General features: G+C 69.0%; 24 protein-coding genes and 1 pseudogene. 13 read left to right on the top strand and 12 right to left on the bottom strand.

Annotation, left to right across the window (positions count from 1 at the left end; genetic code table 11):
• Positions 1 to 881: 881 nt before the first annotated feature.
• Together katG and AB0F91_RS44465 are read right to left on the bottom strand one after the other, a co-directional pair.
• Entirely contained in the window at positions 882 to 3,158 is a 2,277-nt protein-coding gene (katG, locus tag AB0F91_RS44460) for a catalase/peroxidase HPI (RefSeq protein WP_360608085.1), read from the bottom strand.
• Between the two features lie 24 nt (positions 3,159 to 3,182).
• Positions 3,183 to 3,608: a Fur family transcriptional regulator gene (locus AB0F91_RS44465; RefSeq protein WP_360608131.1), complete on the bottom strand. Its 426-nt coding sequence runs from the start codon at positions 3,606 to 3,608 to the stop codon at positions 3,183 to 3,185.
• A 194-nt stretch (positions 3,609 to 3,802) separates the two neighbouring features.
• On the opposite strand from AB0F91_RS44465, the gene AB0F91_RS44470 reads away from it, so the two are divergent.
• Positions 3,803 to 4,003 carry a DUF3072 domain-containing protein gene (locus tag AB0F91_RS44470; RefSeq protein WP_360608087.1) on the top strand — a complete coding sequence of 67 codons (201 nt, stop codon included), beginning with the start codon at positions 3,803 to 3,805 and terminating at the stop codon, positions 4,001 to 4,003.
• A 734-nt stretch (positions 4,004 to 4,737) separates the two neighbouring features.
• Here the strand turns inward: AB0F91_RS44470 and AB0F91_RS44475 are convergent.
• A complete protein-coding gene (locus AB0F91_RS44475) occupies positions 4,738 to 5,928 on the bottom strand; it encodes a zinc-dependent alcohol dehydrogenase (protein ID WP_360608089.1) in 1,191 nt (396 codons plus the stop codon).
• 204 nt (positions 5,929 to 6,132) lie between these two features.
• A complete protein-coding gene (locus AB0F91_RS44480; RefSeq protein ID WP_360608091.1) occupies positions 6,133 to 6,618 on the bottom strand; it encodes a DUF4383 domain-containing protein in 486 nt (161 codons plus the stop codon).
• A gap of 218 nt (positions 6,619 to 6,836) precedes the next feature.
• Between AB0F91_RS44480 and AB0F91_RS44485 the strand changes: the two genes are divergently transcribed.
• Together AB0F91_RS44485 and AB0F91_RS44490 are read left to right on the top strand one after the other, a co-directional pair.
• The gene (locus AB0F91_RS44485) at positions 6,837 to 7,703 is read left to right on the top strand and encodes a manganese catalase family protein (RefSeq protein ID WP_360608093.1); all 867 of its coding nucleotides are present in this window, start codon (positions 6,837 to 6,839) and stop codon (positions 7,701 to 7,703) included.
• Between the two features lie 884 nt (positions 7,704 to 8,587).
• Positions 8,588 to 8,839, top strand: a complete 252-nt coding sequence (locus AB0F91_RS44490) for a hypothetical protein (protein ID WP_360608095.1) — start codon at positions 8,588 to 8,590, stop codon at positions 8,837 to 8,839.
• A 13-nt stretch (positions 8,840 to 8,852) separates the two neighbouring features.
• Here the strand turns inward: AB0F91_RS44490 and AB0F91_RS44495 are convergent, their stop codons facing one another.
• A complete protein-coding gene (locus tag AB0F91_RS44495) occupies positions 8,853 to 9,266 on the bottom strand; it encodes a hypothetical protein (RefSeq protein WP_360608097.1) in 414 nt (137 codons plus the stop codon).
• Positions 9,267 to 9,416: 150 nt separating this feature from the next.
• Between AB0F91_RS44495 and AB0F91_RS44500 the strand changes: the two genes are divergently transcribed.
• Complete coding sequence (locus AB0F91_RS44500) at positions 9,417 to 9,659, top strand: acyl carrier protein (protein ID WP_360608099.1); 243 nt, start codon at positions 9,417 to 9,419, stop codon at positions 9,657 to 9,659.
• Between the two features lie 434 nt (positions 9,660 to 10,093).
• Positions 10,094 to 10,603, top strand: coding sequence for a DUF4383 domain-containing protein (locus tag AB0F91_RS44505; protein ID WP_360608101.1), 510 nt, complete (start codon positions 10,094 to 10,096; stop codon positions 10,601 to 10,603).
• Between the two features lie 879 nt (positions 10,604 to 11,482).
• Here AB0F91_RS44505 and AB0F91_RS44510 read toward each other — a convergent pair.
• The gene (locus AB0F91_RS44510; protein ID WP_360608103.1) at positions 11,483 to 11,827 is read right to left on the bottom strand and encodes an STAS domain-containing protein; all 345 of its coding nucleotides are present in this window, start codon (positions 11,825 to 11,827) and stop codon (positions 11,483 to 11,485) included.
• Between the two features lie 460 nt (positions 11,828 to 12,287).
• Between AB0F91_RS44510 and AB0F91_RS44515 the strand changes: the two genes are divergently transcribed.
• Positions 12,288 to 12,671, top strand: coding sequence for a VOC family protein (locus AB0F91_RS44515; RefSeq protein ID WP_360608105.1), 384 nt, complete (start codon positions 12,288 to 12,290; stop codon positions 12,669 to 12,671).
• A gap of 23 nt (positions 12,672 to 12,694) precedes the next feature.
• Here AB0F91_RS44515 and AB0F91_RS44520 read toward each other — a convergent pair whose 3' ends face one another.
• Positions 12,695 to 13,660 (bottom strand): TIGR03557 family F420-dependent LLM class oxidoreductase, encoded by a 966-nt coding sequence (locus AB0F91_RS44520; protein WP_360608108.1) that lies wholly within the window; start codon positions 13,658 to 13,660, stop codon positions 12,695 to 12,697.
• A gap of 320 nt (positions 13,661 to 13,980) precedes the next feature.
• Between AB0F91_RS44520 and AB0F91_RS44525 the strand changes: the two genes are divergently transcribed.
• From AB0F91_RS44525 to AB0F91_RS44540, 4 genes and pseudogenes are all read left to right on the top strand, one after another.
• Complete coding sequence (locus tag AB0F91_RS44525) at positions 13,981 to 14,181, top strand: hypothetical protein (RefSeq protein ID WP_360608110.1); 201 nt, start codon at positions 13,981 to 13,983, stop codon at positions 14,179 to 14,181.
• A gap of 11 nt (positions 14,182 to 14,192) precedes the next feature.
• Positions 14,193 to 15,131 (top strand): glycoside hydrolase family 43 protein, encoded by a 939-nt coding sequence (locus AB0F91_RS44530; RefSeq protein ID WP_360608111.1) that lies wholly within the window; start codon positions 14,193 to 14,195, stop codon positions 15,129 to 15,131.
• 164 nt (positions 15,132 to 15,295) lie between these two features.
• A pseudogene (locus tag AB0F91_RS44535) lies at positions 15,296 to 15,627 on the top strand (plasmid stabilization protein).
• 228 nt (positions 15,628 to 15,855) lie between these two features.
• Positions 15,856 to 17,298, top strand: a complete 1,443-nt coding sequence (locus AB0F91_RS44540) for an ornithine decarboxylase (protein ID WP_360608113.1) — start codon at positions 15,856 to 15,858, stop codon at positions 17,296 to 17,298.
• Between the two features lie 108 nt (positions 17,299 to 17,406).
• Here the strand turns inward: AB0F91_RS44540 and AB0F91_RS44545 are convergent, their stop codons facing one another.
• The 3 genes from AB0F91_RS44545 to AB0F91_RS44555 all read right to left on the bottom strand — a co-directional run bounded on the left by AB0F91_RS44545 (position 17,407) and on the right by AB0F91_RS44555 (position 18,853).
• Positions 17,407 to 17,772, bottom strand: a complete 366-nt coding sequence (locus AB0F91_RS44545) for a hypothetical protein (protein ID WP_360608115.1) — start codon at positions 17,770 to 17,772, stop codon at positions 17,407 to 17,409.
• A complete protein-coding gene (locus AB0F91_RS44550; protein ID WP_360608117.1) occupies positions 17,759 to 17,923 on the bottom strand; it encodes a hypothetical protein in 165 nt (54 codons plus the stop codon). The genes AB0F91_RS44545 and AB0F91_RS44550 overlap by 14 nt, the downstream gene beginning before the upstream one ends.
• Before the next feature lie 375 nt (positions 17,924 to 18,298).
• Positions 18,299 to 18,853: a phosphatase PAP2 family protein gene (locus AB0F91_RS44555; protein ID WP_360608119.1), complete on the bottom strand. Its 555-nt coding sequence runs from the start codon at positions 18,851 to 18,853 to the stop codon at positions 18,299 to 18,301.
• A gap of 301 nt (positions 18,854 to 19,154) precedes the next feature.
• Between AB0F91_RS44555 and AB0F91_RS44560 the strand changes: the two genes are divergently transcribed.
• Together AB0F91_RS44560 and AB0F91_RS44565 are read left to right on the top strand one after the other, a co-directional pair.
• Positions 19,155 to 19,898 carry an ANTAR domain-containing protein gene (locus AB0F91_RS44560; RefSeq protein WP_360608121.1) on the top strand — a complete coding sequence of 248 codons (744 nt, stop codon included), beginning with the start codon at positions 19,155 to 19,157 and terminating at the stop codon, positions 19,896 to 19,898.
• 74 nt (positions 19,899 to 19,972) lie between these two features.
• Positions 19,973 to 20,233, top strand: a complete 261-nt coding sequence (locus AB0F91_RS44565) for a hypothetical protein (protein WP_360608123.1) — start codon at positions 19,973 to 19,975, stop codon at positions 20,231 to 20,233.
• Between the two features lie 5 nt (positions 20,234 to 20,238).
• Here the strand turns inward: AB0F91_RS44565 and AB0F91_RS44570 are convergent, their stop codons facing one another.
• Both AB0F91_RS44570 and AB0F91_RS44575 read right to left on the bottom strand, forming a co-directional pair.
• Entirely contained in the window at positions 20,239 to 21,003 is a 765-nt protein-coding gene (locus tag AB0F91_RS44570; protein ID WP_360608125.1) for a GAF domain-containing protein, read from the bottom strand.
• Between the two features lie 20 nt (positions 21,004 to 21,023).
• Positions 21,024 to 21,638: an ANTAR domain-containing protein gene (locus tag AB0F91_RS44575; protein ID WP_360608127.1), complete on the bottom strand. Its 615-nt coding sequence runs from the start codon at positions 21,636 to 21,638 to the stop codon at positions 21,024 to 21,026.
• Between the two features lie 1,114 nt (positions 21,639 to 22,752).
• Between AB0F91_RS44575 and ligD the strand changes: the two genes are divergently transcribed.
• On the top strand, positions 22,753 to 24,756 hold the full coding sequence (gene ligD / locus AB0F91_RS44580) for a DNA ligase D (RefSeq protein WP_360608129.1): 2,004 nt from the start codon (positions 22,753 to 22,755) through the stop codon (positions 24,754 to 24,756).
• Positions 24,757 to 25,436 lie beyond the last annotated feature (680 nt).

The raw sequence follows: 25,436 nt of genomic DNA on the forward strand, positions 1-25,436 counted from the left end.
CCCCACCACCCCGACCTCGCCCGCCAAATCGCCCACATCAACACCGAAAGCGGCCGCATCCGAAACCAAGCCATCTCCGACCGACGACGCCGGACCACCGGCGGCGCGCCGGGGAGCACTCCCGGAACAACGGAATGACCACTTACCGCGGCGCCGAGCGGACCGCACTGCGCACGTACGGCTTCGGCTGCGGCCCAAACCGCGACGTCGCGTCACTCTGGAGCCTGCGCGGCCGAGACGCCATGACCGGGCGGGTGTCAAAGCACGGCAACCGGTCAACTGCCGGCGCGCGGACCACCGCCCGGCCTCGTGGGTGGCCCGCTCCGCGACCGGGCCACGTACCTCGTGCACGACCCGCGTCAGCGACCCCATGCAAGCGGCTCGTCGCGACAACGAGCGGTTCGCTGCCGGATGTGATCTCCGGCCCCGCGTGGACTGCGCGTAGTGGAAGGTGCGCCGCAACTAATGTCCTCAATGGACAGTAAGCAGAGAAGCGCGGGCAAGATAACCGTTCCACGCGCACTTTTGTGACGGGTGCGGTGATCGGTGAGCGACGCGGCGAGCGTTCGCCACGTGCCACCCCGTCTTGACCGCGAGCCTGCGATCCTCGAACGTGTTCGACGCGGGCCAGCAACCGTCGATCTTGTTCTTCCACAGCCGGTTTCGTGGAACGTGTCGCCATCGCCGTCCGTGAGACGGGCCTGCTCCCTTGATCCGGCCGGGCCTGGATGTCCGCCGCCGACCAAATCATCCGCACCTGGGTCGAGAACCTGCGTTCGGGCCACGGAGCACTACACCGACCAGCCACGTGCCGGCCCGGGCCTGCCGAAGGAGCCGGCCGACCGCGGGTGGGTCGGCCGGCTCCTTCGGTGCCGCTGGGATCAAGCGAGGTCGAACCGGTCGAGTTCCATGACCTTGGTCCAGGCCGCGACAAAGTCGGCCACGAACTTTTCCTGGGCGTCCTGGCTGGCGTAGACCTCGGCGAGCGCGCGCAGCTGGGAGTTGGCGCCGAAGATCAGGTCGACCGCGGTGGCGGTCCACTTCAGCTCGTCGGTGGCGGAGTCCCGGATCTCGTAGACGTTCTCGTCGGACTCCGAGGCCTTCCACCGGGTGCCCGGGGCGAGCAGGTTGGTGAAGAAGTCGCCGGTGAGCACGCCAGGCCGGTCGGTGAGGACTCCGTGCCGGGTGCCGCCGGCGTTGGCCCCGAGCGATCGCAGGCCGCCGACGAGAACGGTCATCTCGGGGGCCGTCAGGTTGAGCATGTAGGCACGGTCGACGAGCAACACCTCCGGCTGGAGCTTTTCGCCGGCACGCAGATAGTTGCGGAAGCCGTCGGCGCGCGGCTCGAGAACCGCGAACGACTCGACGTCGGTCTGGTCCTGGGTGGCGTCGGTGCGGCCCGGGCGGAACGGCACGGTCACCTCGACGCCCGCGTCGCGCGCCGCCTTCTCGACGGCGGCCGAGCCGGCCAGCACGATCAGGTCGGCGAGCGAGATCTTCGCGCCGCCGGCCTCGTTGAACTCCTGCCGGATGCCCTCGAGTTTCTCCAGGACCGCCGCGAGCTGCTCCGGCTGGTTGACCTCCCAGCCGCGCTGCGGCTCGAGGCGGACACGGGCCCCGTTGGCACCGCCGCGCTTGTCGGTGGAGCGGAAGCTCGCGGCGGAAGCCCAAGCGGTCGTGACCAGCTGGGCGATCGTGAGGCCGGAGTCGAGGACTTTCGCCTTGAGGGCCGTGATGTCGCTGTCGCCCACGAGCTCGTGGTCCACGGCCGGCACGGGGTCTTGCCACAGCTGGGTTTCCGGGATCCACGGACCCAGGAAGCGAGTCACCGGGCCCATGTCGCGATGCAGCAGCTTGTACCAGGCCTTGGCGAACGCCAGCGCGAACTCGTCGGGGTTCTCCATGAAGCGGCGGGAGATCGGGCCGTACGTCGGGTCGAAACGCAGCGCCAGGTCCGTGGTGAGCATGGTCGGCTTGTGCTTCTTCGCCGGGTCGTACGCGTCCGGGATGATCTCCGGCGCGTCCTTGGCGACGTACTGCTTGCCGCCGCCGGGACTCGTGGTGAGCTCCCACTCGTACCCGAAGAGGATCTCGAAGAAGCGATTGCTCCACTCGATGGGCTTGTCGGTCCACGTCACCTCGAGGCCACTCGTGATCGCGTCGCGGCCCTTGCCGCTGCCGTGGGTGCTGAGCCAGCCGAGTCCCTGCGACTCCAGTGGTGCGCCTTCGGGCTCGGGGCCGACGTGCTCGTCGGCGACGCCGGCGCCGTGGGTCTTGCCGAAGGTGTGGCCGCCGGCGATGAGCGCGACGGTCTCCTCGTCGTTCATCGCCATCCGGGCGAAGGTCTCGCGGATGAAGTGCGCCGCCGCCAGGAAGTCCGCGCTACCGCGAGGACCCTCGGGGTTGACGTAGATGAGACCCATCTCGGTCGCGCCGAGCTCGGGCACCATCTCGGTGTCGGTGGCGTAGCGCTCGTCCCCCAGCCAGGCGTCCTCCGGGCCCCAGTAGATCTCCTCGGGCTCCCAGGTGTCCTCGCGGCCGAAGCCGAACCCGAAAGTCTTGAACCCCATCGACTCCAGCGCGACGTTGCCGGCCAGCACGAGCAAGTCGGCCCACGAGATCTTCTGGCCGTACTTCTGCTTGACCGGCCACAGCAGCCGGCGGGCCTTGTCGAGGTTGGCATTGTCGGGCCAGCTGTTGAGCGGGGCGAACCGCTGCGCACCGTCGCCGGCTCCGCCGCGGCCGTCGTGGATGCGGTAGGTGCCGGCGGCGTGCCAGCTCATCCGGATCATCAGGCCGCCGTAGTGGCCGAAGTCGGCCGGCCACCAGTCCTGCGACGTGGTGAGGACCTCGACGATGTCCTGCTTGAGGGCGTCGACGTCGAGCTTGGCGAATTCCTTGGCGTAGCTGAAACTCGGCGCCAGCGGATTGCTCTTCGAGGAGTGGGCGTGCAGCACCGTCAGGTCCAGCTGGTTCGGCCACCAGTCCCGGTTGGTGTGCGGCCTCCCGCCGGTCTTCGGCGTCGGCGAGTCGATCGCCGGGTTCTCGCTCTCGCTGCCGTGCGAGGTGACGGAGTCGTGCGCGACCGGGCAGCCCTCGGCGGCCTTCTTGTCCACCCCCTGCGCGCTCGACGGGATGTTGTCCGGGGAGTCACTCATCTGCTTGCCTTCCGAGCTCGCGGATCACTGGGTCGTGCTTTCGGCCGAGCAATCGGGGCAGGTGCCCCAAAAGACGACCTCCGCCTCGTCGATCACATAGCCGTGGTCGTCCGATGCGGTGAGACAGGGCGCTGAGCCGACGGCACAGTCGACGTCCGCGATCGCGCCGCAAGAGCGGCACACGACGTGGTGGTGGTTGTCGCCGACCCGGGACTCGTAGCGGGCGTTCGCGCCGGCGGGCTGGATGCGGCGCACCAGACCCGCGTCGGTGAGTGCGCGCAGCACGTCGTAGACCGCCTGGTGCGACACCGTCGGGAGATCGGCCCGCACCAACGTGATCACCGTCTCGGTGTCGACATGCGGGTGGTCGCGCAGCGCCGCGAGCACGGCCAACCGCGGCCGCGTCACCCGCAACGAGACCGACCGCAACTGTGCCTCGAAATCGCGCATCACCACAAGCACCGTAGGTTCCAGTCTGGAATGGGTCAAATCATGTCGTCCAACTCCGCCACTGGTACCCAGCGAAAGCCCCGACCATGCCGCCGATCGCCGACGAATTACGGCCCGGCGCACTTGGTCGGCATTTGTCGGGCCAGTCGGGTATCGTCGCTCGTAGGCGAACGCACGTTCGAAAGGAGGACCCCGTGACGGACCACATCGACCCGAACCCGCAGAAGGACCCGAGCGACTGGACGACCGGCGACGAACCCATGACCGGCCCGCAGAAGTCCTACTTGCGGACGCTGGCGCAGGAGGCCGGAGTGGACGTGCCGGAGGAGCTCACCAAGGCCGAGGCATCGGAGCGGATCGACGAACTGCAGCGAACCACGGGCCGCGGAACCTGAGAACTGCCTGGCGGTCGGGACACATCTCCCACCACCCCGCGATGGTGACGCCCGAGTGCAGCGCGAGCCCATACCCGGGCGACGGCGTCCACTCGCACGTCAGTGACACCCACACAGTGACACCCACGCGGTGACACCAGCCGCCGCCATCGGTCGTCGCCCGGGGGGACTCGGCCGCTTTCCAGGCGCACCAGGGTTCTTCCGTGGTCGGGCTCGCTCACGCCACACCGGTATGCGGAGGCGGGAGCGACGGCGTAGGCCGCCAGTGCGCACCGCAGGCCGTTCCCGGACGCCCGTAGGTTCGACCCCGGGCGGCTGCTCGGCACTGCCCAGCGACGACGACCTCGCCGCGACGCTCATCCGCGACCACCGGTCGCTGCCTTCCGCCTTCCCGCTCCGGTCAGGCGGCGCACCCACACCGGCCGCCTCTGCAGCTGACCTCGGCGCATCGCGCCGGCCGCCTCATGCCGTCACGGGTATCAGGTCACGCAATTGCCCCGAAGGCGCTGAAGGTGAGCGGCGCATGCGGCAGTACTTCGTTCTCTGTCGCTGAGGGCTGCCCAGCGGCGACGCCGGGGGCCCGCAGCGGGGGCGTACCCCATTGAGGGTGCAGAACGCCCTTCACCAACCCGCGCGGGCGGGATGGGGCGGCTACCGCGTAATCACCCACCAGCTTCGGCCATGGGTCCTCCTCGGATGCGGACCGACGGTATATATGCCACCTGGTGCAGCGGTCACGCAGCAGGCTGAAGCAGGATCTTCTGCGCGCCCTCGAGCTTCTTCTGGAAAATCTCGTACGCCCGCGGCGCGTCGGCCAGTGGCAGCTTGTGCGTGGCGAAACCCTCGACACCGAGTGGATCACCGTCGGCGGTGAGGACCGGCATGATGTCGTCGATCCAATGCCGCACGTTGGCCTGGCCCATGCGCAGCTGAATCTGCTTGTCGAACAGCTCCATCATCGGCAGCGGGTCGACCATCCCGCCATACACACCCGAGAGTGAGATCGTGCCGCCACGGCGCACGCTGTCGATCGCGGCGTACAGCACGCTCAGGCGGTCGATACCCGCCTTCTCGGTGATCTTCGCACCGACCTGCTGCGGCAGCATCGCCACGAGGTTCTGCGCCAACCGCCCGATCGGCGCGCCGTGCGCCTCCATCCCCACCGCGTCGATCACCGCATCCGCGCCCCGCCCACCGGTGAGCTGCCGGATCGACTCGGCAATGTCCTTGTGGTCGCGAAGGTCAAGGGTGGTGGCGCCGTGCGAACGCGCCCGCGCGAGCCGCTCCGGTACGAGGTCGACACCGATCACCTCACCGGCCCCGCGGTGCCGCGCGACGCGGCAGGCCATCTGCCCGATCGGCCCGAGTCCGAACACCGCGACCGAACCCCCTTCGGGCACGTCGGCATACTCGACGGCCTGCCACGCCGTCGGGACCACATCGGACAGGTAGACGAACCGCTCGTCCGGCGGGCCGTCGGGGACCTTGATCGGCCCGTACTGGGCCTGCGGCACCCGCAGGTACTCCGCCTGCCCGCCGGGCACTTGGCCGTAGAGCTTCGTGTACCCGAGCAGCGACGCGCCCTTGCCCTGACTCGTCACCTGCGTCGTCTCGCACTGTGACTGCAGACCCTGTTCACACATCCAGCAATGGCCGCACGAGATATTGAACGGAATCACCACACGATCGCCGGGGTTGATCCCGGTCACGGCCGCGCCCACTTCCTCGACCACACCCATCGGCTCGTGCCCCAGGATGTCGCCCTCGGTCATGAACGCGCCAAGTACCTCGTACAGGTGCAGATCCGACCCGCAGATCCCGGTGGACGTGATCCGCACGATCGCGTCCGTCGGCTCCTCGAGCTTCGGGTCGGGCACGGTGTCCACGCGGACGTCGCGCTTGCCGTGCCAGGTCACTGCCTTCATCGATCTCCCTTTCACCGTGGAGAAAGCCAACTGGTTGCGGGATTTCCTCACTACCGCCCGGGCAAACGCGATTCACCTGGCTGGAATCCGCCGTGTGCTGCCCAGGCTGTCGCGTCCCTTGTGCACCCGCTCCGCGATCGGGTCCAGCTACCGCTTCGGCGAATACGTCTTGACCGACGGCCCGGGGTTACGGCAGTGCGGTTGTCAGCGGGTGCCAGGCCCCCTGTCGGCGTGCGGTGTGGCGACGTTGCGTGCTTCGCGTCCGGTGAGCAGGCCCAGCGCGATCATGCCGATGCCGAGACCGAGGTGGAGCCAGTTGTCCGCGTTGTTGAACGGGACGAAGTTGGCGTCACTGCCGTGGTCGATCAACAGACCGTAGAGCCACAACACGAGGTAGACGACACCTCCGACGAGCAGGAAAAGTCGTGCGGCACCTGCGGTGCGGGTGCATGCCAGGCCGACGACGCCGAAGAGCAGGTGCACGATGTTGTGCAGGGTGGAGACCATGAACACGCCGAAGAGCATGGCCGTCGAGCCGTGCCCGGCGAAGCTCATCTGGTTGTAGTCGGTGGTGACGCCGGGGATGAATCCGAGGATCCCGACCAGCAGGAAAACGACGGCGACGATGCCCGCGGCCACCTGGGCTGAGGACCGTCCGATTGCGGTGTGTGACGACGTACGTGTCGACATGGGCTTCTCCTCCCGCGAAAACGGGCTCGGGTGGGGCCAGTGCGGCCACCACGTTGGCCGGGTACGTACCCGGCGGATGACCCGCTAATCCCGATACGCCAGACGAGCGGTTCCGTCATCCGAAACCTCGCGATGGTTATCTCTCCTCGCGACGGGCATTCGGGCGGATCCGCGGCCGGAGATCGCCGGTTGCCACGTCAGGGAAAGAGGTTGGCTCGATGTTCCGACACACCAAGCTCCTGCAGTTCGAAGCGAAGCCCGAGAAGCCGGACCCGGTGTACGCGCACAAGCTGCAGGAGCTCATCGGCGGTGCGTTCGGCGAGATGACCGTGACCATGCAGTACCTGTTCCAGGGCTGGAACTGTCGCGTCGAAGGCAAGTACAAGGACCTGATCATGGACACGGCGACCGAGGAGATCGGCCACGTCGAAATGCTTGCCACCATGGTCGCCCGGCTGCTCGAAGGCGCGCCTGCCACGGTGACTGCCGAAGCGGTGAAGGACCCGGTGATGGCCGCGGTGATCGGGGGGATGGATCCGCAGCAGGCCATCGTTGCCGGGGGCGGGGCATTGCCCGCCGACAGCAACGGCACCCCGTGGAACGGCAAGTACATCGTGGCGTCGGGCAACCTGCTGGCCGATTTCCGTGCCAACGCCGCGGCCGAAGCTCAAGGCCGGCTGCAGACCGCGAGGCTGTACAACATGACCGACGACCCGGGCGTCAAGGCCATGCTTCAGTTCAACCTCGCCCGCGACACCGTGCACCAGAAGCAGTGGCTGGCCGCCATCGAGGAACTCGAAGCCGACGGCCTGGAAGGCGACATCGCCCCGAACGCTCTGTTCGACGAGGAGAACCAGGAGCACAACAACACCGTCTGGCACCTGTCCGACGGCCCCGACGGCGCCAAGGCCGGCTGGACCTTCAACGGAGGATCCATCGAATACCTCATGGACCCCAAACCCCTCGGCGGCCCGGGCACCGCGCCCAAGCCCGACCCCGCGCTCTACGGCACCTACGCACCCCTGCAGAACGCCAAAGGCACGGCGAAAGGCAAGGCGAAATCCGCCAAGAACAAGGCCAAGTGATCACCCGTGGCGGCCCGGTACCAAGCCGGGCCGCCCACACCACCACGCTGTGTCCGAGTCGGCCCCGGCGCAATGCTGCGATCCTGTGCCGCCTCGCCGCGCGCGCAACCGCGGTCGAAGACAGGTCCGCCACCGGCCGACGACCCGCAGCGGACGTCGCGCCAACCCTGGCCGAGGACGGCGCAGCTGGAACCGTTCGCGGCCCCCCGGCGCCACCGACCGAGCCGGGCAGGCCGGCCCAGCTGTGCGGCCTGGGCCGGGTGCGGGACCAGGCGGGTCCCGACGCCCGAGGCAAGCCCCTGGCCGGGTTCGGCTGGCGGTGTGCGGGACGGAGCGAGCAATCCCCGCAACGACGGGGGCACCGGCCACGGCGCTGAGCCCACCCCGCTGCTCGCGAGGGCTTCGGCTGCGGCAGCGACCGTTGACGTCTCGTCGCTGCGGGAGCTGTAGCGGCGCGACCGCGTGGTGCTGTTCGGCTACCTCGGCTAAACCAAGGTCGGACTTGCCGCATGGGTAACCCTCGGCTGAGGACGCTGTCACCCGGCACGCGCGGGGGCCACGGTAGCCGGTGAGCGGCCCGCGCGACGGTCCCTCGGCGCCCATTCGCGTGCGCCCTGCTTGTCGGCCAGGCGTCCCAGGCGAGCGGCTGGCTACGACGACCAGCGGTTCGTTGTCGGGCCCGCGGGTGATCTGCCGTCGCAGAACCGGCGCGCCGCCCACAACCGCACCTAGTGGGCCCCGCCGGCATGCCGCCATCCGCGGCGGTCTCGGGCCCCGGTGACCAGCGGACGGACAGGTCATCGCCGCCCGCGGCGGCCAGCGGGCCAGACCCGCGAGACCCTTCACCTTGGGCCCCTGCGTGCCGGTGTGGGCCGCAACCAGTCGTGGACACCCGGTACCCGCCCGCGGGCGCCCAAGCCACGGGGTTCGGCGGAGCACAGATCGGGTACGGGGAGGACATGCGCGACGGCACCGAACACCCCGAGATCGCCCGGCCCACCACGCCCGACCCCGGCCGCGCCGGCCACGACAGTCTCTACGACCCCGGCGAGGGCCGGCCACCCGAGGACGTCGACGACGCCGAGGACACTGGACAGCGCGTGATCGGCGAGCAACGCGAACGCCGGCGGGAGTGATCGCCGGCCGCACTCATCGCCGTGCGTCCCCGCGGTCGCTTGTACCGGGGCCGCCCGCTTCGAGCCTGCGGCCGCGTGCCGGCCCAGCATCGAATTCGGCATCGAGCATCGCCGCGACGGGGGAGATCCACGGCCATACCGGCAACACGATGGCCCAGACGAGCGACCCGTGGGTCTTGGTGTACGAACCGGAGTCGGCCACTAGCGCGCGACGTCCGCCGTTGCGGCGCGCACGTGGTCGACACAGCACCCTGCCCTCCGTCGTGAGCCACCGGAAAGCTCGGCTGCCGCACGTGGGCCCAGCCGAGTAGCGCAGCGCGAACTTACGAGCCCCGCCCTCGCGACGCTCCGGCACGACCTGGTTGACGTCGTCGGTCACCGTCTGCGTCGCGCCCGGACCGAGCACGCCCAAAACCGCGATCAGCACCCACCGCAGCGGCTCCGGTCGCCATCAGTTCACCGGACCACCTCCGGTTCGGACGTTTACCGGCGCGAACCGCGGGAACCACGGCCGCACGGGCGGCGCCAGACCGGCCCGTGGTTCGTTCACCACGGTAACGTTCGAGAGGAGCGGCTTATGGCTACCGGAGAGACTGGCTTCGACGACGTCACATACGACCTGGTGTCTGTGCAGTACCACTCGTTGAAAGCCGGACACGATTACGGCCAATACGTGCGCGACGCCGACAATGCCGAGCGTCAGGACATCGCCGACTTCTTTCGCCGTGTGATGGAAGAGGACTCGGCCCGGGCGAAGCAGTGCCACGAGTTCATCAAGGAACTCTCGGGAAGCTCCGAATCGGGTCCGGCGGTTACCTGACGAAGACACTGCGGGAGGTGCCGGTCTCCGGCACCTCCCGCCGTACCAGCCGGCGTCCGAGGCCCAAACCCGGTCCGGCAACGGGCCCGCCTGCGGCCGGAGCGTCGCTGCAGGGCGAGATCACGGGAGGACGAGCTCGACCAGGTTTCCGTCGCAGCACCTCAGTTGCGCGCCGGCCTGGCGGTCAGGGCAGCTGCGAGCAGTTCGTCGACGAGCAGAGCACGACCCGCGCAGCACCTCTGGCGGTGGCCAAGCGTCGACGGCGCCTGAATATATGCGCGTTGCCGATCCGAAATCCGCTCCGGAAGCTGTGCCGCTCTTGGACAATCGGCCTCGGGTGGCGCCGGTTTCGTCGGCGCCCTCGCGGGTAATCACGTCGCGAGGTGCCACCGCACGCCGCCTTGGCCCGGTCAAGCGAAAGGGAATCCAGCGACATGCCTGAACGTGACGCCTCTGCCTCCCGGCGGCCGCGCCCCGGCCCGGGAGCCTTGCGGCTGGTCGTGCTCGTCGTCGGCGTCGTCTACCTAGTGCTGGGTGTGCTCGGCATCTTCGTGCCAGGCAACTTCGGTTCGACCGGCTCCGGCCCGTTCACCAGTCACCAGCCCCAGTACACCCTGTGGATCTTCAGTGTGGGCCCGCTGCTGAACGTCATGCGCATCCTCATCGGCGTGCTCGGGCTCCTCGCCTCCCGCAGCAACAGCGGGACTGCGATCTTCTCGTTCGCCGGCACCATCTGGTTGGCCGGCGTTAGCGCCTACAGCATCCTCGTCCTGACCCTCGGTACCGGCGACCGGCTCAACGTCAACTGGGCCACCGCGATCCTGCACCTGGCCACCATGGTCGTCACCGCCGCGGTCGCCGCACTCGGCATGCGCGGCCGACCCCGGCGGGAGAAGTCCGCCGGCCGCTCGGATCTCCGGGGTCGCCGAGCGAACAGCCCGTAGCCGCCCGGAACCAGGCTCGGCATCCGAGAAACGCGCCGGCGTCCGATCGCTCGCTGTTGCACCACCCGAACACCCTGCCTGAACCGCCTGGGCGACCGCACCTGCGGTCACCTCGCACGAGCGCCGAACCCTGATCGGGTCCGAAGTAGACTGTCCGCGAAGGACACGACCAAAGGATCGTAGCCGCGGCAGATCGGTCGCACCGGGCAACCGTCAGTCGCGGGCTTGGCCCCAGGGCCCCACCCCGATGCGGGTCGACGCGGACCGTTCACGGCCGGTGACCGACGCCGGCCGCCGGCTCCTGAGGGCCCTGTCCGCCCGGCGCCGACCACGGGCTCGGTCGCAACGTGGAATGATCCCGACCCCGGTCGGAGCACGCCGCGCCGGATCGCATCGGTGAGGTCGATGCTGTCCATTCGCAGGCCTGGATGGCTGGCAGTACCGGCAGCAAAGACGGACGTATCAGCCTGCTCGGCACGAACGGGCCGCCGAACAGCGTTCGCTCCTCCCACGCGGCTGCCGCTCAAAGGCGGACCCGGGGCGTACGCGGTCCACGCGGACGTCCGGCTGTCCTTGCTCGAAGTTGTCCCGGCACCGCTCCACGTAGGCCACTTCACGCGGGTAGGCCGCGCCCGGCGGGCCGTGGGTGGACCAAGTGACCTCGGGCCGCCGCGTGGGCTGGAAGAGCCGGCCAGGTGCACCACCGCGTCGGCGCGGCGCAGGATGGGGAGCAAGTCGTCGCTGGCGACAACGGCCTGGTTTCCCGGTCGCACCGGTGCCGACGATCCGCCGAGCGGTCATGCCCCACCTCGGACCAGCGCGCCCACCCGCTCGGCGACCACGTGATTGATGATGATCACCAGATCGACGGCCGGGTGGTCAGTCCTCGTCGATCGCCAACAGCGTCGCGAGCGGAAGCAGTCCCAGCGCCCGCCGGACCTGGCGGGCTTCGCCGGCGTGCACGGCGAAGCGCACACCGAGTTCGCTCGCCAAAAGGTGAGCGCGTTCCAACGCGCGCAACCCGGCTGTGCCGAGGAACGTCACCGCGGAAAGGTCGAGCACCACAGCGCGCACTGTGCTGCGCAGCCGCGCGTCGAGCAGCTCCCGGAGCCGTGGTGCCGAGGCCGCGTCCAGATCGCCGGCCACCCGGACCATGACGAGGTCGCGATCCGGGCGTTCGACGGAGAGCCGGAGCGGTTCCACGCCGATGGATCGGGTTGGCACGGGTCCAGCGGAACGATTGAGGGTAGTGGTCAAGGTGGCCTGCTTTCTAAGCCCACCGGGATCAACCGCTGACGCGAGATCCCGACCACGCGTCAGCTCGTGCCCGGTGCGCAAGGAGATCACGGGCACGGCCCGCTGTTGGACCGCTCTGGTCACCATAACTCGTGCCAGGACGGCCGACAAGGGCCCGAAACGCCGCCAGTAAGGTCCACAAAGGAGTCCGGGCCCCGTCGAAACCCCCGCTCACCGCGAGGATGCCATCTCTCACCGCACACGTTTCTCCGGAGAACGTCGCCGCCGTCTCAGTGGTCGCACACCGGGCGCGTCCTGATGGCCGTGCACCTCGCCTTGGCCTCCGCGGGCGGAGCACACCGCGTCCACTGGGTGCGCGCCGAGCAGAAGGCGAACGGTGTTCTCCGAGAGCGTGCGGCAGAACGGTTCTGCCACTAGCCTCGAATTCATGCTCAGGCTGGGTTTTCCGGTGATCGGTGTTTCCGACCTGCGGCGTGCGGTCACGTTCTGGACGACGGCCCTGGACCTTGCGGAGACCGAAGAATGGGCGAGTGCTCGCTGGCGCACTCTCGACCACGCGGACGGGTCCGGCCACGCGCTCGGCCTCATGTACAGCGAATCGCCCGTTGAAGAATACCCCCGGCTGCACCTCGACCTCGTGGTCGACACCGCAGAGGAGCAGGCCGCCGAGATCGCGCGACTCGTCGAGCTGGGCGCGCACCAGGTCGACTGGAACAACTACCCACCCGAAGCGGACTTCGTCGTCCTCGCCGACCCGGACGGCAACCGCTTCTGCGTCGTCGACCTGAGCCGCGCTCCCTCAGACAGCTGAACAGCCTTCGCGGCACCGCCCGGTCAACGGAACTCCGGCAGAACGTGCTCCTCCCAGCCCCGGAAGAACCCGTCGTGATCGGGACCGATCTGCTGGACGTAGATCTCGTCCGCCCCCGCCTCGACATACTGTCGTACCCGATCGAGGTGCGCCTTCGGATCGTCCCCGCACACGATCGCTTCACGGACGTCGTCACGCGGCACCAGCTTCGTGGCAGCCTCGAAGTCCTGTGGCCGCGGCAAAACCTGACCCAGCTGACCGGGCAAAGCGTCATTGGCCCACAGGCGATGCGCTTCGTCGAGCGCCACGTCGACGTCCGGGCCCCACGCGACCTTCATCCCGGCCTGCACCGGCTTGTCGCCACCACCGGATTCTCGGAAGGTGCGCACCAGGTCCGCGTCCGGGAGCACCGTGCAATAGCCGTCCCCGATCCGCCCGGCGAGCTGGGCGGCTTGCGGCCCGAACCCGGACACGTAGATCGGCACTGGCTCGTCCGGCACCGTGTAGATCCTCGCCTCCTGCACCTGGTAGTGGCTCCCCTGAAAGCTCACCTGCTCGCCGCGCGCGCCCGCCGAGTGCAACCGCCTGATGACCTCGACCGCCTCTTCGAGCATGGCCAGCCGCTGCCCCGCCGACGGCCACGGGTCGCCGAGGATGTGTTCGTTCAGTGCCTCCCCGGACCCGACGCCGAGCACGAAGCCGCCGTCCAGCTGAACGGCGGCGGTCGCGGCGGCCTGCGCGATCACCGCGGGGTGGATTCGCACGGTCGGACACGTTACGGCGGTCGTCACCGGGAGCGACACCGCTTCCGACAACGCCCCGATCACCGACCACACGAACGGACTCTGGCCCTGCTGGTCGTGCCACGGGTGAAAGTGATCCGAGATCCACAAGCGCTCGAACCCCGCGCGCTCGGCAGCGCGTGCCTGGGCCACGAGTTCTCGCGGGCCGTACTGCTCGCAGGAGAGGAAGTAGCCGATCGATGTCATGACCGGCGAGTACCCCTTCCTCACTCGCGCACACACTGTGCGGCCAGCGTGGACACCTCAGTAGTCCGAGAGGCCCTCCACCGGCGCACCCGCACGCGGAGGACACCTGAACGATGGATTTTCGCACTCGTCGGCGCGGGTAGCCCACATTCATGGAGGAACCGGCTGGCCAGGGCGCTCACCGGGCGGGACATCCCGTCGGCGCGGCGGAGGGAACAGCGGAGCACGCTGCGGTGGACGGCGAGATGCCATGGGGAAAACCCGGCAGACCAGTCGACCGTCGCTCACCGTTCTTCATCGGGTTGACGGCAGCCGCGAGAGTGGCGGTCACAGCCGGCGTGGTGGAACTGCTGCTCGCGGCCGGCAGCGTGATCCTGCCCATCGGCGTCGCGTTCTTCATCGCCGTCGGGGTGGAGCCGGTGACAGCGTGGCTGGCCCGGCGGATACCCCGGCCGCTCGCCGCCGCGTCGCCCGTCCGAGCGGACGGTCTGGTCTGCCGGGCGAATCCGTGGGTCACGTGAAGAGGGGAGCAATGTTGCGGAATCGGCTCGCTGTCGTCGCCGTCGTCGTCGCGGTCCTGCTCGGGCAGGGCCCGGCCGCGTTCGCCGTGGGCGCGCCGCGGTTGCTGATCAACCAGGATTTCCCCGACCCTGACATCGTCAAGACGGACAACGGCTTCTTCGCCTTCTCGACGAGCACTGGTTCCGGCAAAATCCCCGTCGCGACGTCGCACGCGCCCGAAGGTCCGTGGCGCATCACCGGCGACGCACTCGCTTCCCCGCCGAAGTGGGCGAAGCCGGACGGTGGGTTCTGGGCGCCCGACGTCACCTCACTGCCGAGCGGAAAGTTCGTGCTGTACTTCGCCGCGGCAGTCGCCACGAGCGGGCAGATGTGTCTCGGCGCGGCCACCGCGTCACAGGCCGGCGGCCCCTACCAGCCGACCGGCGACCAGCCGCTCGTCTGCCTTACCTCCGACGACGGCGACATCGACCCGCAGACTTTTCTCGATTCCGACGGCTCGCGCTACCTGCTCTACAAGAGCGACGGCGCGGCCACCGGTCCACCCGCGGCCATCTGGCTGCAAAAGCTCGGCGCCGACGGCCTGTCTCTGGTCGGCGACCGCACCGAGCTGCTGCGCGCCGACCTGACGGCCGAGAAGAACGTGGTGGAAGCCCCGTCGGTGGTGAAGACACCATCCCGCTACCTGCTCTTCTATTCCGCCGACACCTTCCAAAGCACCGGGTATCACACCTGTTACGCCACCGCCCCCACCCTGACCGGCCCCTTCGTGAAGGCGGACGCCCAATTTCTCTCCACCGATCTCCTCGGCGGCAAAGTGGACGCCCCAGGCGGCGCCGACGTCGTCGACGGCCACCTCTACTTCCACGGCTGGCTCAACGGAGGCCGCTCGGCCCGCGGCCTGTACGAGCTACCGATCACGTTTCCGGGAGACGTGCCGCAACTCGGCTGAAGAGGCGACTGACACGGCCACGCGGCATGGGCGAGCACGCGAAGGAGTGCTCGCCACGCGGCAGTGCGGACCGCCCGACCGTGTGCAGTACTCCTCTCCGAGCGGACCTGGCGTTTTGCCGATGCGGCCGGCGGGTAATCCCGGTTCAGATGCGAGGAGGAGCTGTGCCTGAGAAGAGTGGGAGCACCAAGCGCGAACGTCAGTACGAGCACATCAAGTCGTCGCAGAAGAAGCAGGGCGCCAGCACGGGCCGAGCCAAGAAATCGCCGCACGGACGGTCAACAAGAACCGCGCGCAGTCCGGCGAATCCCGTACCGCCAGCAAGAGTTCGACGCGCGACACCTCGCCCCAGAAGCGTGGCGGGAAAAGGTCCGGCAACCGGCAGGGCTCCGGCGGGCCGACCAAGGAGCAGCTCTACAACGACGCCAAGAAGCGCAACATCAAAGGCCGCTCCACGATGGCCAAGAAGGAACTGCAGGACGCCCTTGGTCGATGAACGCATGCGCGTGACGCGCCCTCACCTCCAAGTCGTCGCCTACGCCCGTAGAGCCACGCGAGGCGGTAGCGCGCGATGATCCAGGCACCCGAGGGCGCTCAAAATCGCGCCCGTGCGGTGAACCGCGGCTCCCGCCGGCACCGGGAGGGAGCGTCGTCAGCGCCGGCACACCGTTGGGCGCCCAGCGCGTAAGGGAAAGCCGGCCGCTCGAGTAACACCGGAGAGATCATGGACCACTCGCGTGCGCCGGTACTGGAAGCCATCGAGTCATACCGCCGTGCAGGCGGGCTGGCCTTCACCCCACCCGGTCACAAACAGGGCCGCGGCGCCGATCCGCGAGTCCTGCACTTGCTCGGCCGCGACGCGTTCGCCTCGGACCTGCTCACCCTCAACGGCCTCGACGACCGCCGGATGTCCCGTGGTGTCCTGGCTGACGCCCAAGAGCTGATGGCCGACGCTGTGGGGGCCGAGCACACGTTCTTCTCCACCTGCGGCAGCTCCCTGTCGGTCAAGAGCGCGATGCTCGCCGTCGCCGGGCCGGGCGAGCGGCTCCTCGTGTCCCGCAACGCCCACAAGTCGGTGGTTGCCGGGCTGGTGATCAGCGGAGTGCACCCGGTGTGGGTCCGCCCGCGCTACGACGCCGAGCGCCACCTCGCCCACCCGCCAGGCCCCGAAGAGGTTCGCACCGCGCTCGCCGGCTCACCCGAGGCCAAGGGCATGCTGCTGATCACCCCTACCGACTACGGCACCTGCGCCGACATCCGCGGAGTCGCCCGCGAATGCCACGCTGCCGGGAAACCGCTGATCGTCGACGAAGCCTGGGGCGCCCACTACCCCTTCCACGACGACCTGCCGACGTGGGCGATGGACGGCGATGCCGACCTGTGCGTCACCAGCACCCACAAAATGGGCGGCGGCCTCGAACAAGCCTCCGTTTTCCACCTGCAGGGCCACCGGGTGTCCCCCGACGTGCTCAAGGCCCGCGAAGACCTGCTCGGCACCACGAGCACGTCAGCGTTGCTGTTCGCCTCGCTCGACGGGTGGCGCCGTCAGATGGTCGAGTATGGCGAAGAACTGCTGGGCAAAGCGCTCTCGTTGGCCGCCCGTGTCCGCGAGGAGATCGACGCCACGCCCGGTTTGCACACGATGGCCGCCGAATTCCGCCCGCTCGCGTTCGAGCACGACCCGCTCAAGATCGTGATCGACGTCGCCGGGCTCGGCATCAGCGGTTACCAGGCCGCCGATTGGCTCGCGGAGCAGCACTTGCACACCGGCTTGTCCGATCATCGCCGCATCGCCGTCCAGATCACCCATGCCGACGACGACGACACAGTCACAGCTTTGCTGACGGGTTTGCGCGGACTGCGAAACCACAACTTCACCCGTCGGCCGCCGGTCGACCTGCCCTCCGCAGCCGACCTCACTCTCGAAATGCGCATGCTGCCCCGCGACGCCTTCTTCGCCGAGGCCGAGCACGTCCCACTGGCCAAAGCCGTCGGCCGGGTCGCTGCCGAGATGATCAGCCCCTATCCGCCTGGCGTCCCCGCGATCGCACCCGGCGAAGTCTTCACCGACGCGATCGTGGATTACCTCGACAGCGGGGTCCGAGCGGGCATGTTCATTTACGACGCAGCCGACCCGGGCCTGGACACCGTCCGCGTCGTCACCTGACACGAGGATCGACCGGACTCCACACCTTCCGGGATGTCGCTTGGGCGGCCTCCTGCTCGAGCCGTTCAGGTCGACACCGGGCGTACGTCAGCGAGCGTCTTTCTCGGCTCAGCCGGTGGTGAAGTTCTCGTCCACGCGGTCGGCCAGCCTGTCCAGCACGCGGCTCGCCAGATCCTCGGTGCCGCGGCAGGTCAGGCGCAGGAAGACCCAGCTCGCGCCCGCGCCCGCCCCGGTGATGGTGAGCAACGCGGACCCACGCGGCCATTCGAGGCGGACGTGCGGCAAGTCCGCCTCGCGGCGCAGTTCGTCCGGCCCGGCGCCCACGACGTCGGTGAGCCAGGCGCGGACCTGGTCGGGGTCGGTGGCGGTGTTCGCCACGATTTCGGGCAGCGCGCTGAATCCGCGGGCTGCTTCCGACGTCTGCACGGTGTCCTCCTGGCCCGGCTCGGCGAAGCGGTGGTCAGTTGCGTTCACGGCTGACTTCTCCGTCGCCGGCGGCTTCGCGTTCGGCGAGTTCGCGCTGTTCGCCGGGAGTCAGGTCGCCCGAGCCGCTGAGCTCGCGGTCGAGAGTGGTGTCGGGGCCGGGGCCGGGGCCGGGGTCGCGTTCGGATTCGGGTTCGGTCATGCCTCGCCGTCTACCCGCACCGGCGTAGATCAAACGCGTGCGTGGTGTGGTGCCGCCCGAGTACTGGAAACCGAAGTTCCGGAGGGACCGCTGCGTACGGCGCGATCACCGTCGTGTTCCCCCGGGGCCCGTGTCACCAGCTCGCCCGGTGGCCGCCGACTTCAGTGTCACCACCGACGGCGATTCGGGCTGGGCGGCTGGCGGCGATGACGCCCACCTTTTCACTGTCGTGTCGGTGCAGTACCAGGCCCTGAGTGCGTTCCCCGTCCCGCCCCGGACGGGATGCCGAACCGGGTTCCCTGCTGCGGTGCGGCAGGCCTTGTGCGGTATCTCTTTCCCGACAGTTCGAGGGACTCCGAGGACGGCTTGCGTCTGCTAAAAGAGTCCGGTGAGGCCGCGGTGCGTGAGGTAGCCGACGACGGCACCGACCGCCACTCCGCCGTAGACGTCGGTCGGCCAATGCACCCGCGTCCGAACGCGGCCGTAGCAAACCACCGCAGCCAGGGGCGCGACCACTGCTCCGGCGGTCGGCGCGCGCAACGCAACGGCGACCGTGAACGCCGCAGCGGTGGTCGCGTGTGACGAGGGGAATGCCGACGACGATGGTTCCACGGGCACAACGCGTCGCGCCGGAAGCGACCGAGCCGCAGGCCGGCGGCGGCGGATGATGGCTTTCAGCCCATGTCCCAGTGCCATTCCCACTGCCGCCGATACCACTCCGTGTCCGGCCGCGCGGCGCCAAGCTCCACGGCGGCACGCCAAGACCCCGGCGACCATGCCCCAGAGCAGTCCCCCGCGCGCCGAGGCGGTGACGGCGAGGACCGGCCACGCTGGAGGACCGACAGGCAAGTTGTTGTCGTCAAGCCCGTGCTCCAATGGCCTCCCGCTCGGCATAGTTCCTGTCTTCCCCACTGCGGCCCGGTCAACCATCGGTCAACGCCCTCCGTCCACCGCGGAATGCCGCCCGTTTTTCAGACCCGGTGAGCGGATATTCAAGACCGGGATGCGGTGCCGGCCTTGGGCACATCAAGCTGCACCGAAGTCGACGAGCACGAAAGACGGTCAGATCGCCCAGAATGCGCAGCCGGCCCTTGAACCAGCTTGCAACCGGTCCACTTGGTCCTACGGCCGCTGCGCGGCACCGCGCCCAGTGGATGGTGGTTCGCCAAGCGCTGTCGGCCTACCCTGACAACCATGGGCTGATCGTCGGTTTGAAAGGCCGGGGGCCGTAATGGCAGTATCGGGCGAGGGCGAAGCCGGGGGCATCCGTCGGCAGCTGGACGAGGTGACGGGCGCCCTGGAGGCGCTGACCGCCGCGCTGGACGACAACGGCGCCCTGGACACCACCCTGCAGTTGGTGTGCCGGCAGTTGGTCCACGTCATTCCCGGCGCTGACCTTGCCAGCATCACCCTGGTCCGCAACGGGACGCCGACCACGGCAGCATGCACCGATCGCCTCGCCTTCGACATCGACACCGATCAATACCGCGCCGGCTCAGGTCCGTGCCTGGAGGCCGCTGAGACCGGCAAAATCGTCCGCGTCGACGTCTCGACCGCCGACGTCCGGTGGCCCGAATTCACCCGCAGTGCCCTGGCCGCCGGAGTGGCCAGTTACCTGGCCGCGCCGCTGGTGGTCGACGCCGCGCACAGCGGCTCGCTGAACCTCTACGGTTACCACACCCACGGCTACCGGGACGTGGAAGGCGCGCTGCTGGAGCTGTTCGTGACCGCGGTGGAGGCCGCGTTGCGATCCACCGCCCGCTATCTGGGCGCCCGGCGGGAAGCCGCGCAGCTGAGGACCGCCCTGGTGTCGCGGGCGGTGATCGATCAGGCCAAGGGCATCCTCATGGGCGCCCGCGGAATCGCCGCCGACGAGGCCTTCCAACTGCTGGTCGCACAGTCGCAGCGGGAGAACCTCAAGCTGCGCGACTGCGCCGAACGGCTGGTCACCGCGGTACTACGGGAACACCGGTAAACGCAGCCCCACGCTCGGCGCGATCAAGGACTCCGGTCTGGTGCCAGGCGGCCGAAAAGAGGACCGTAGAAGCCATGACCCGTCCAGACCCTGATGCCGAATCACTCGCCGCGGCGGGTCGTCTTCTCCTGGACTCGCTGGCCAGACGTGCCGCAGTCGGGGAAGCGGTCGGCATCATGCAGTGCTGGCAGGGCTGCGATGCCGCACAAGCCCGCCACGACCTGACCGGTGGGACCGACGTCGCCGGGCTCGGTGCCGAGGCCGCCCGGGTCGCGGCTCTCGTCAACGCCCGGGCGGACGGTACGGCCGATCCCGACTACGGCGGCTGGGTCTGACCCAGTCAGCCGGCGAGGTCGCCGCCGACCAGATCGCCCGGGTCGAGGCTGCCGTCGGTGACGGCACGAGTCACCTCACGCACCGTGAGAGTGTGCTCGGTGGCGTAGCCGATCACGAGGGCCCGGGCCGCCGCGGGAGCGATCCCGAGGTTCCCGGCGACCAGGCCGACGGCGTGATCGAGCTGGACCCGATCGTTCAGGGTGGTGATCGTGGCCTCGAACAACCGGTCCGCGCGGCGGTCGCCGCGTTCCTGCACCAACGCGAGCACCGCCAGGTCCGACACCACCTGCGCCAGTTCCAGCTGCCACTTCTGCGGGACCGCCGCGACGTCGTAGAGCAGGTTGAACCCGCCGACCGCGATCCCGTCCAGCCGCAGCGGGACAGCGACCACCGAGCGGTACCCGGCCGCCAGGGCCGCGGGCACGAAATCAGGCCACCGGTCCCGCTCGGCCGCCAGGTCGGCCGAGATCACCACGTCGACATTCGCGACACAATCCACGCACGGCCCCTGGTCGATGTGGGCCTGCAGCAACTCCACGAACCGGGCGGTCTCGTCCGAGGCCGCCACCACCTCCAGATCACCGCGGCCCCCAGCCAGGAGCACGCCGGTCGCGGTCGCGCCCAGCAGTCCGGTACCGACCTCGGCGACCAGCCGAAGCACAGCGGCGTTGTCCGGACTGCCGACCAGGCGTCCCGTGATCGTGACCAGTGCGCCGGTCAGGTCGGGTGGGGCGGTGCCGGGGGCCCCGTCAACCGGACGGTCGCTCATGTTGCCTCCAGGTGAGGGGATCATTCGGCCAGCTCTTCCAGGGCGATGCGCCGCTCTAGCACGTCACGAGCGACGTCGAGGACCGACCGGTTCTGACCGAAAGCGTGGGCGCGCAGCCGGGCGAACGCGTCGTCCAGCGAGATGTGCAGCTGGGCGGCGAGCATGCCGGTGGCGACATTGACGTCCTGGTACGAAGTTGCCAGACGCGGTGCGAACTCGTGACCGTCCTCCTCCGCCTCGCGCGTTTGGCGAAGCAGGGCAGCCGTGGCCAGGTCCGCCGCCAGCGCGGCGTCCCGCCTTTCGGCGCTGGCCAGACCGCCGGGGCGACGGCGGACCAGTTCCAAGGTGCCCAGCCTGATGGCCCCGTATTGCAGCGGGAACGCGAACACCGCCGCTGCACCGACGGCGAGCGCCCCCTGGGCGAATCCCGGCCACCGCACCTGCTCGACGACGATATCGGGCACCAGCACTGGGCTTCCGGTGGTAAACGCCTCCACACCCGGCCCTTCGCCGACGGTGTACTGCCGCTCCGCCAGGTCCGCGACCCAAGAGTCGCTGGCACCCAGCACCTCCTCGGAGCGAGCACCACCGCGCAAGGCCAGAATCGCCGCGTCGACGTGCTCCAGCGTTTCCACACAGGCAAGACAGACGGTTTGCGCCCATCCCTCACGGCGGCCCGGCACCTCGGCGGCAGAGGCGATCGCTCGCCACAACGGCTCCCGACCTTGCCCAACCACCGACGTGCCACCTCCGCGCTGCGGACTTACCGAGCCGGCGCCCGGAACCGCCAGCTTACGAGACACCGCCGCCGCAGGCAGCCCGGCCATCGCAGGCGCGCGATCGCGCGGCTACCTGGCTCGCGCCCCCGGCTGGCTGCTCTCGGAGGCAGACCGCAACGGCAACACCGTCGCTCCGCGCTGCAACATCGACGGCACCCCGCGTCGATTACCGATTCGCAGGGCCGGGTGACGAGCTTCGCCTACACCAGCGGGCTGGTCTCGGCCATCACCGACCCGACCGGTACGACCGCGGCGAACTACCACTACAACTCCACGAGGCAGCTGACCGACTTCACCGACCGCTCGGGCTCCGGCGGCCTCCCCTGGCAACGAGCCGGGGCCGTTCTGGCGCCTGACAACAAAGTTCCGGCTACGTCGTCGAGGTCCGTCGTAGACCGGCGTGAAGGTTTTGCGGTCGCGCGCACGCGCCTCCGCGCTGTGTCACGGGCAGCATCTCGGCTTGGAGCGCCGAGAATGTGGGGTTCTGGCGCAGTTGGGATTGCAAACGGACACTACTGCCGCGAACCTGTGTGTTTCGGGTCCGAATTCCAGCTGCCACCGGACACTTCGTCGAGGAGATCCGAACCGGCGGGACATGTCAGGTTCCGGGGATCGGCCACGCCCGCCACAGCTAACGCGAGGTGGACGACCAGTCAGCTGGCGGCAAGCACCCTGGCGCCCGCGAGACGACGCGCACCTTCATCGGTCGTGGCCGGAGAATGCGCGTTTGCGCGGCGCAACACCGATACCCGAACCGGATGCACGTGTCGGTCCGCCGGCCAGGCGCGCTCCCCTTTCGCATAGCGTCCCACCGGCTGCGGACAACCAGCCCCTGACGGGCGCGGCAGCCAAACCCCGACCCGATCACCGCCAGCCTTCGCCCACCCAGTCGTTGACCAGCACAAAGCCAGCAAAGCTAGGCCGAACGGGTTACCGTCGAGACGTCGCTACGTGGAGACGGAGGGTCGGCATGGCTGCTCGCGACCGGTCTCGCGTCCCGGCCTGGGTCGAGCCGATGCTGGCCAAAGCGGATGGCGGGCGGCTCCGCAGCGGGCCGGAGTGGGCCTACGAGTACAAGCTGGACGGCTACCGCGCCGCGATGCGGATCGCGCCGGACGGCACCGCCGTGCTGACCAGCCGCAACAACATCGACTTCACTGCCGAGTTCGCCGACCTCGCCACCGTGCTCGGCCCCGCATTGGACGGACGCTCCGCGGTGCTGGACGGCGAGGTCGTCGTCTACGACGAGAACGGCCGAATCGACTTCGAGCTCCTGCAGGAACGCCGCGGCCGCTACGTCAAACACGCCGGGTCGCTGCGCCGCGACGACCCCTTCGACGACCTGCCGGTCCGGTTCATCGCCTTCGACCTGCTTCACCTCGCCGGGCGCAGCCTGCTGACCGAGCCCTACGACGAACGCCGCCGGCTTCTGGCCGGCCTGCCGATGCCCGACCGGCACCGGGTCGCCGTCGTGCCCGCGGTCACGTTCGACGAGCTCGACGCCGACCACCGCACCCCCGCCCACGTCCTCGCCGACGCCGAGCACGCCGGCTACGAAGGCGTCGTCGCGAAGCTGCGCAACTCCACCTACGTCCCCGGGCGCCGGGCGGATTCGTGGCTCAAGCACCCGTTCATCCAGACCCAGGAGGCCATCATCTGCGGCTGGCGCCCCGGCCAGCGCAGCTTCTCCGGCACCCTCGGCGGCCTCCTGCTCGGCGCCCACGACCCCGACACCGGCGACCTGGTCTACATCGGCGACGTCGGCACCGGCTTCTCGCAGGCCGCCCGCGCCGACCTCATGGCCCAGTTGCAGCCCCTCGAACGCCGCACCCACCCGTTTGTCGCGACGCCACCACGCGAGGACACCACCCGCGCCCGCTGGGTCGAGCCGCGTCTGGTCGGCGAGATCGTCTACCGACAGTTCACCCGCGCCGGCCGCGTCCGCCACACCGCCTGGCGCGGAATGCGCCAGGACAAGAAGCCCGCCGACGTCCACGCACCCGGACCAGTCCCCCGCCACGAGCCCCCGCCAGCACCGTCCGGACCAGCCCCCGCCGCCACCGAGCAGCTGGTGCAAGTAGGAAACCGGCGGCTCAAGCTGTTCAACTTGGACAAGGTCCTCTACCCGGGTGACGGCTTCACCAAAGGCGAGGTGATCAACTACTACGCGCGGATCGCACCGGTACTGCTGCCGCAGCTCGCCGGGCGCCCCGTCACTTTCATCCGCTACCCCGACGGCGTCACGGGCCAGAGCTGGTTCGAGAAGAACGTCCCCCTCGGAGCTCCGCCATGGCTGCGCACTATGCGACTGCCTAGCACCCGCTCACGCAGCGGCCGTGGGCCCGGCACGATCAGCCACCCCCTGATCGACGACCTACCGAGTCTGGTGTGGGCAGCCACCATGGCCGCCTTGGAGCTGCACACTCCACAATGGATCGTCGATGCCGCCGGGCAACGGCAACTGCCGGACCGGCTCGTGTTCGACCTCGACCCGGGCGCCGGAACCACCATCGTCGAGTGCTGCCGGGTCGCCGAGCGGCTGCACGACATCCTGACCGCGGACGGCCTCACCCCCTTCGCCAAAACCTCAGGCTCGAAAGGCATGCAGCTGTACTGCGGAATAACGACCAACCACGCCGGCGCCCCGGCCGCCTACGCGAAACAGCTCGCACAGCAGCTCGCCGAGGCGACACCCGACACCGTCACTGCCGTCATGGCCAAAGCCCAACGGACCGGAAAGGTCTTCATCGACTGGAGCCAGAACAGCCCCACCAAAACCACCATCGCCGCATACTCCCTGCGCGGCCGCGACCGGCCGACCGTCTCCACCCCCATCACGTGGCGGGAAGTCGCCGACTGCTACGACGCCCAACAACTCTTGTTCACCGCCGACGACGTTCTACACCGCGTCAACGAAGTTGGCGACCTGCTGGAACCGCTGCACGCAACCGCGGCACCGCTGCCCGAGCAGTAGTTATGATCCCCGATGGTTTCGTTTTGGCGCTGAGCCGTTCGAGTAACCAGCGAGGTCGCGTCAACACCTCGATCGACCGATTGCCCGCGAAGCCGCGATCAGCCCGGTGACACAACTGAAGCAAGCGCGGCGACGACAGCGTTTCTCGTCCGCGCAGCATCAGGCCGCTCCAGACCGTCGAAGAGCACCTTCGACACGAACTGCTGCCCACCCAGCGTGCCTGGGACCATCGAGCCGGCAGTGCAGCTGCGTGGGCCGTGCCACGGCAGATCGATGCTGTGAACTCCAGCCACACAAAGGTTCAGGGATGCGGCTCCCCGGTCAGCTCCGCGCGCGGGCGCGATCTTGAGGCGAGAGCCCATCCGCCAGGCAACGGCGATGCCTCCGTGGACGGCAGAGGCCCACCTTGGTGAAACCTTTCAAGTATGGACTTAACCAGGACTCCTTGGGAATGTCAACGTCGGACAATTCCGAGGCCGCGGGGAGGTCCGCCATACCGGTGATTCCCTTGCCCATGACGCGACATGTGCTTGACAACGGTCGCGCGAAAGCCGGAAACTAGGGTGATCGAACTTGAAACGTTTAAGAGCGCGTCTCATGTGGTGAGTTTTCGGAGTTTCTTGTAGCAGGTCAGGGCGGCTCCGAGGGTGAGGAAGGCGAGGAAGTGGCTGGCTTTGCGT

This window comes from Amycolatopsis sp. NPDC023774, from assembly GCF_040639695.1.
In the GTDB taxonomy this organism is placed as follows: Bacteria; Actinomycetota; Actinomycetes; order Mycobacteriales; family Pseudonocardiaceae; genus Amycolatopsis.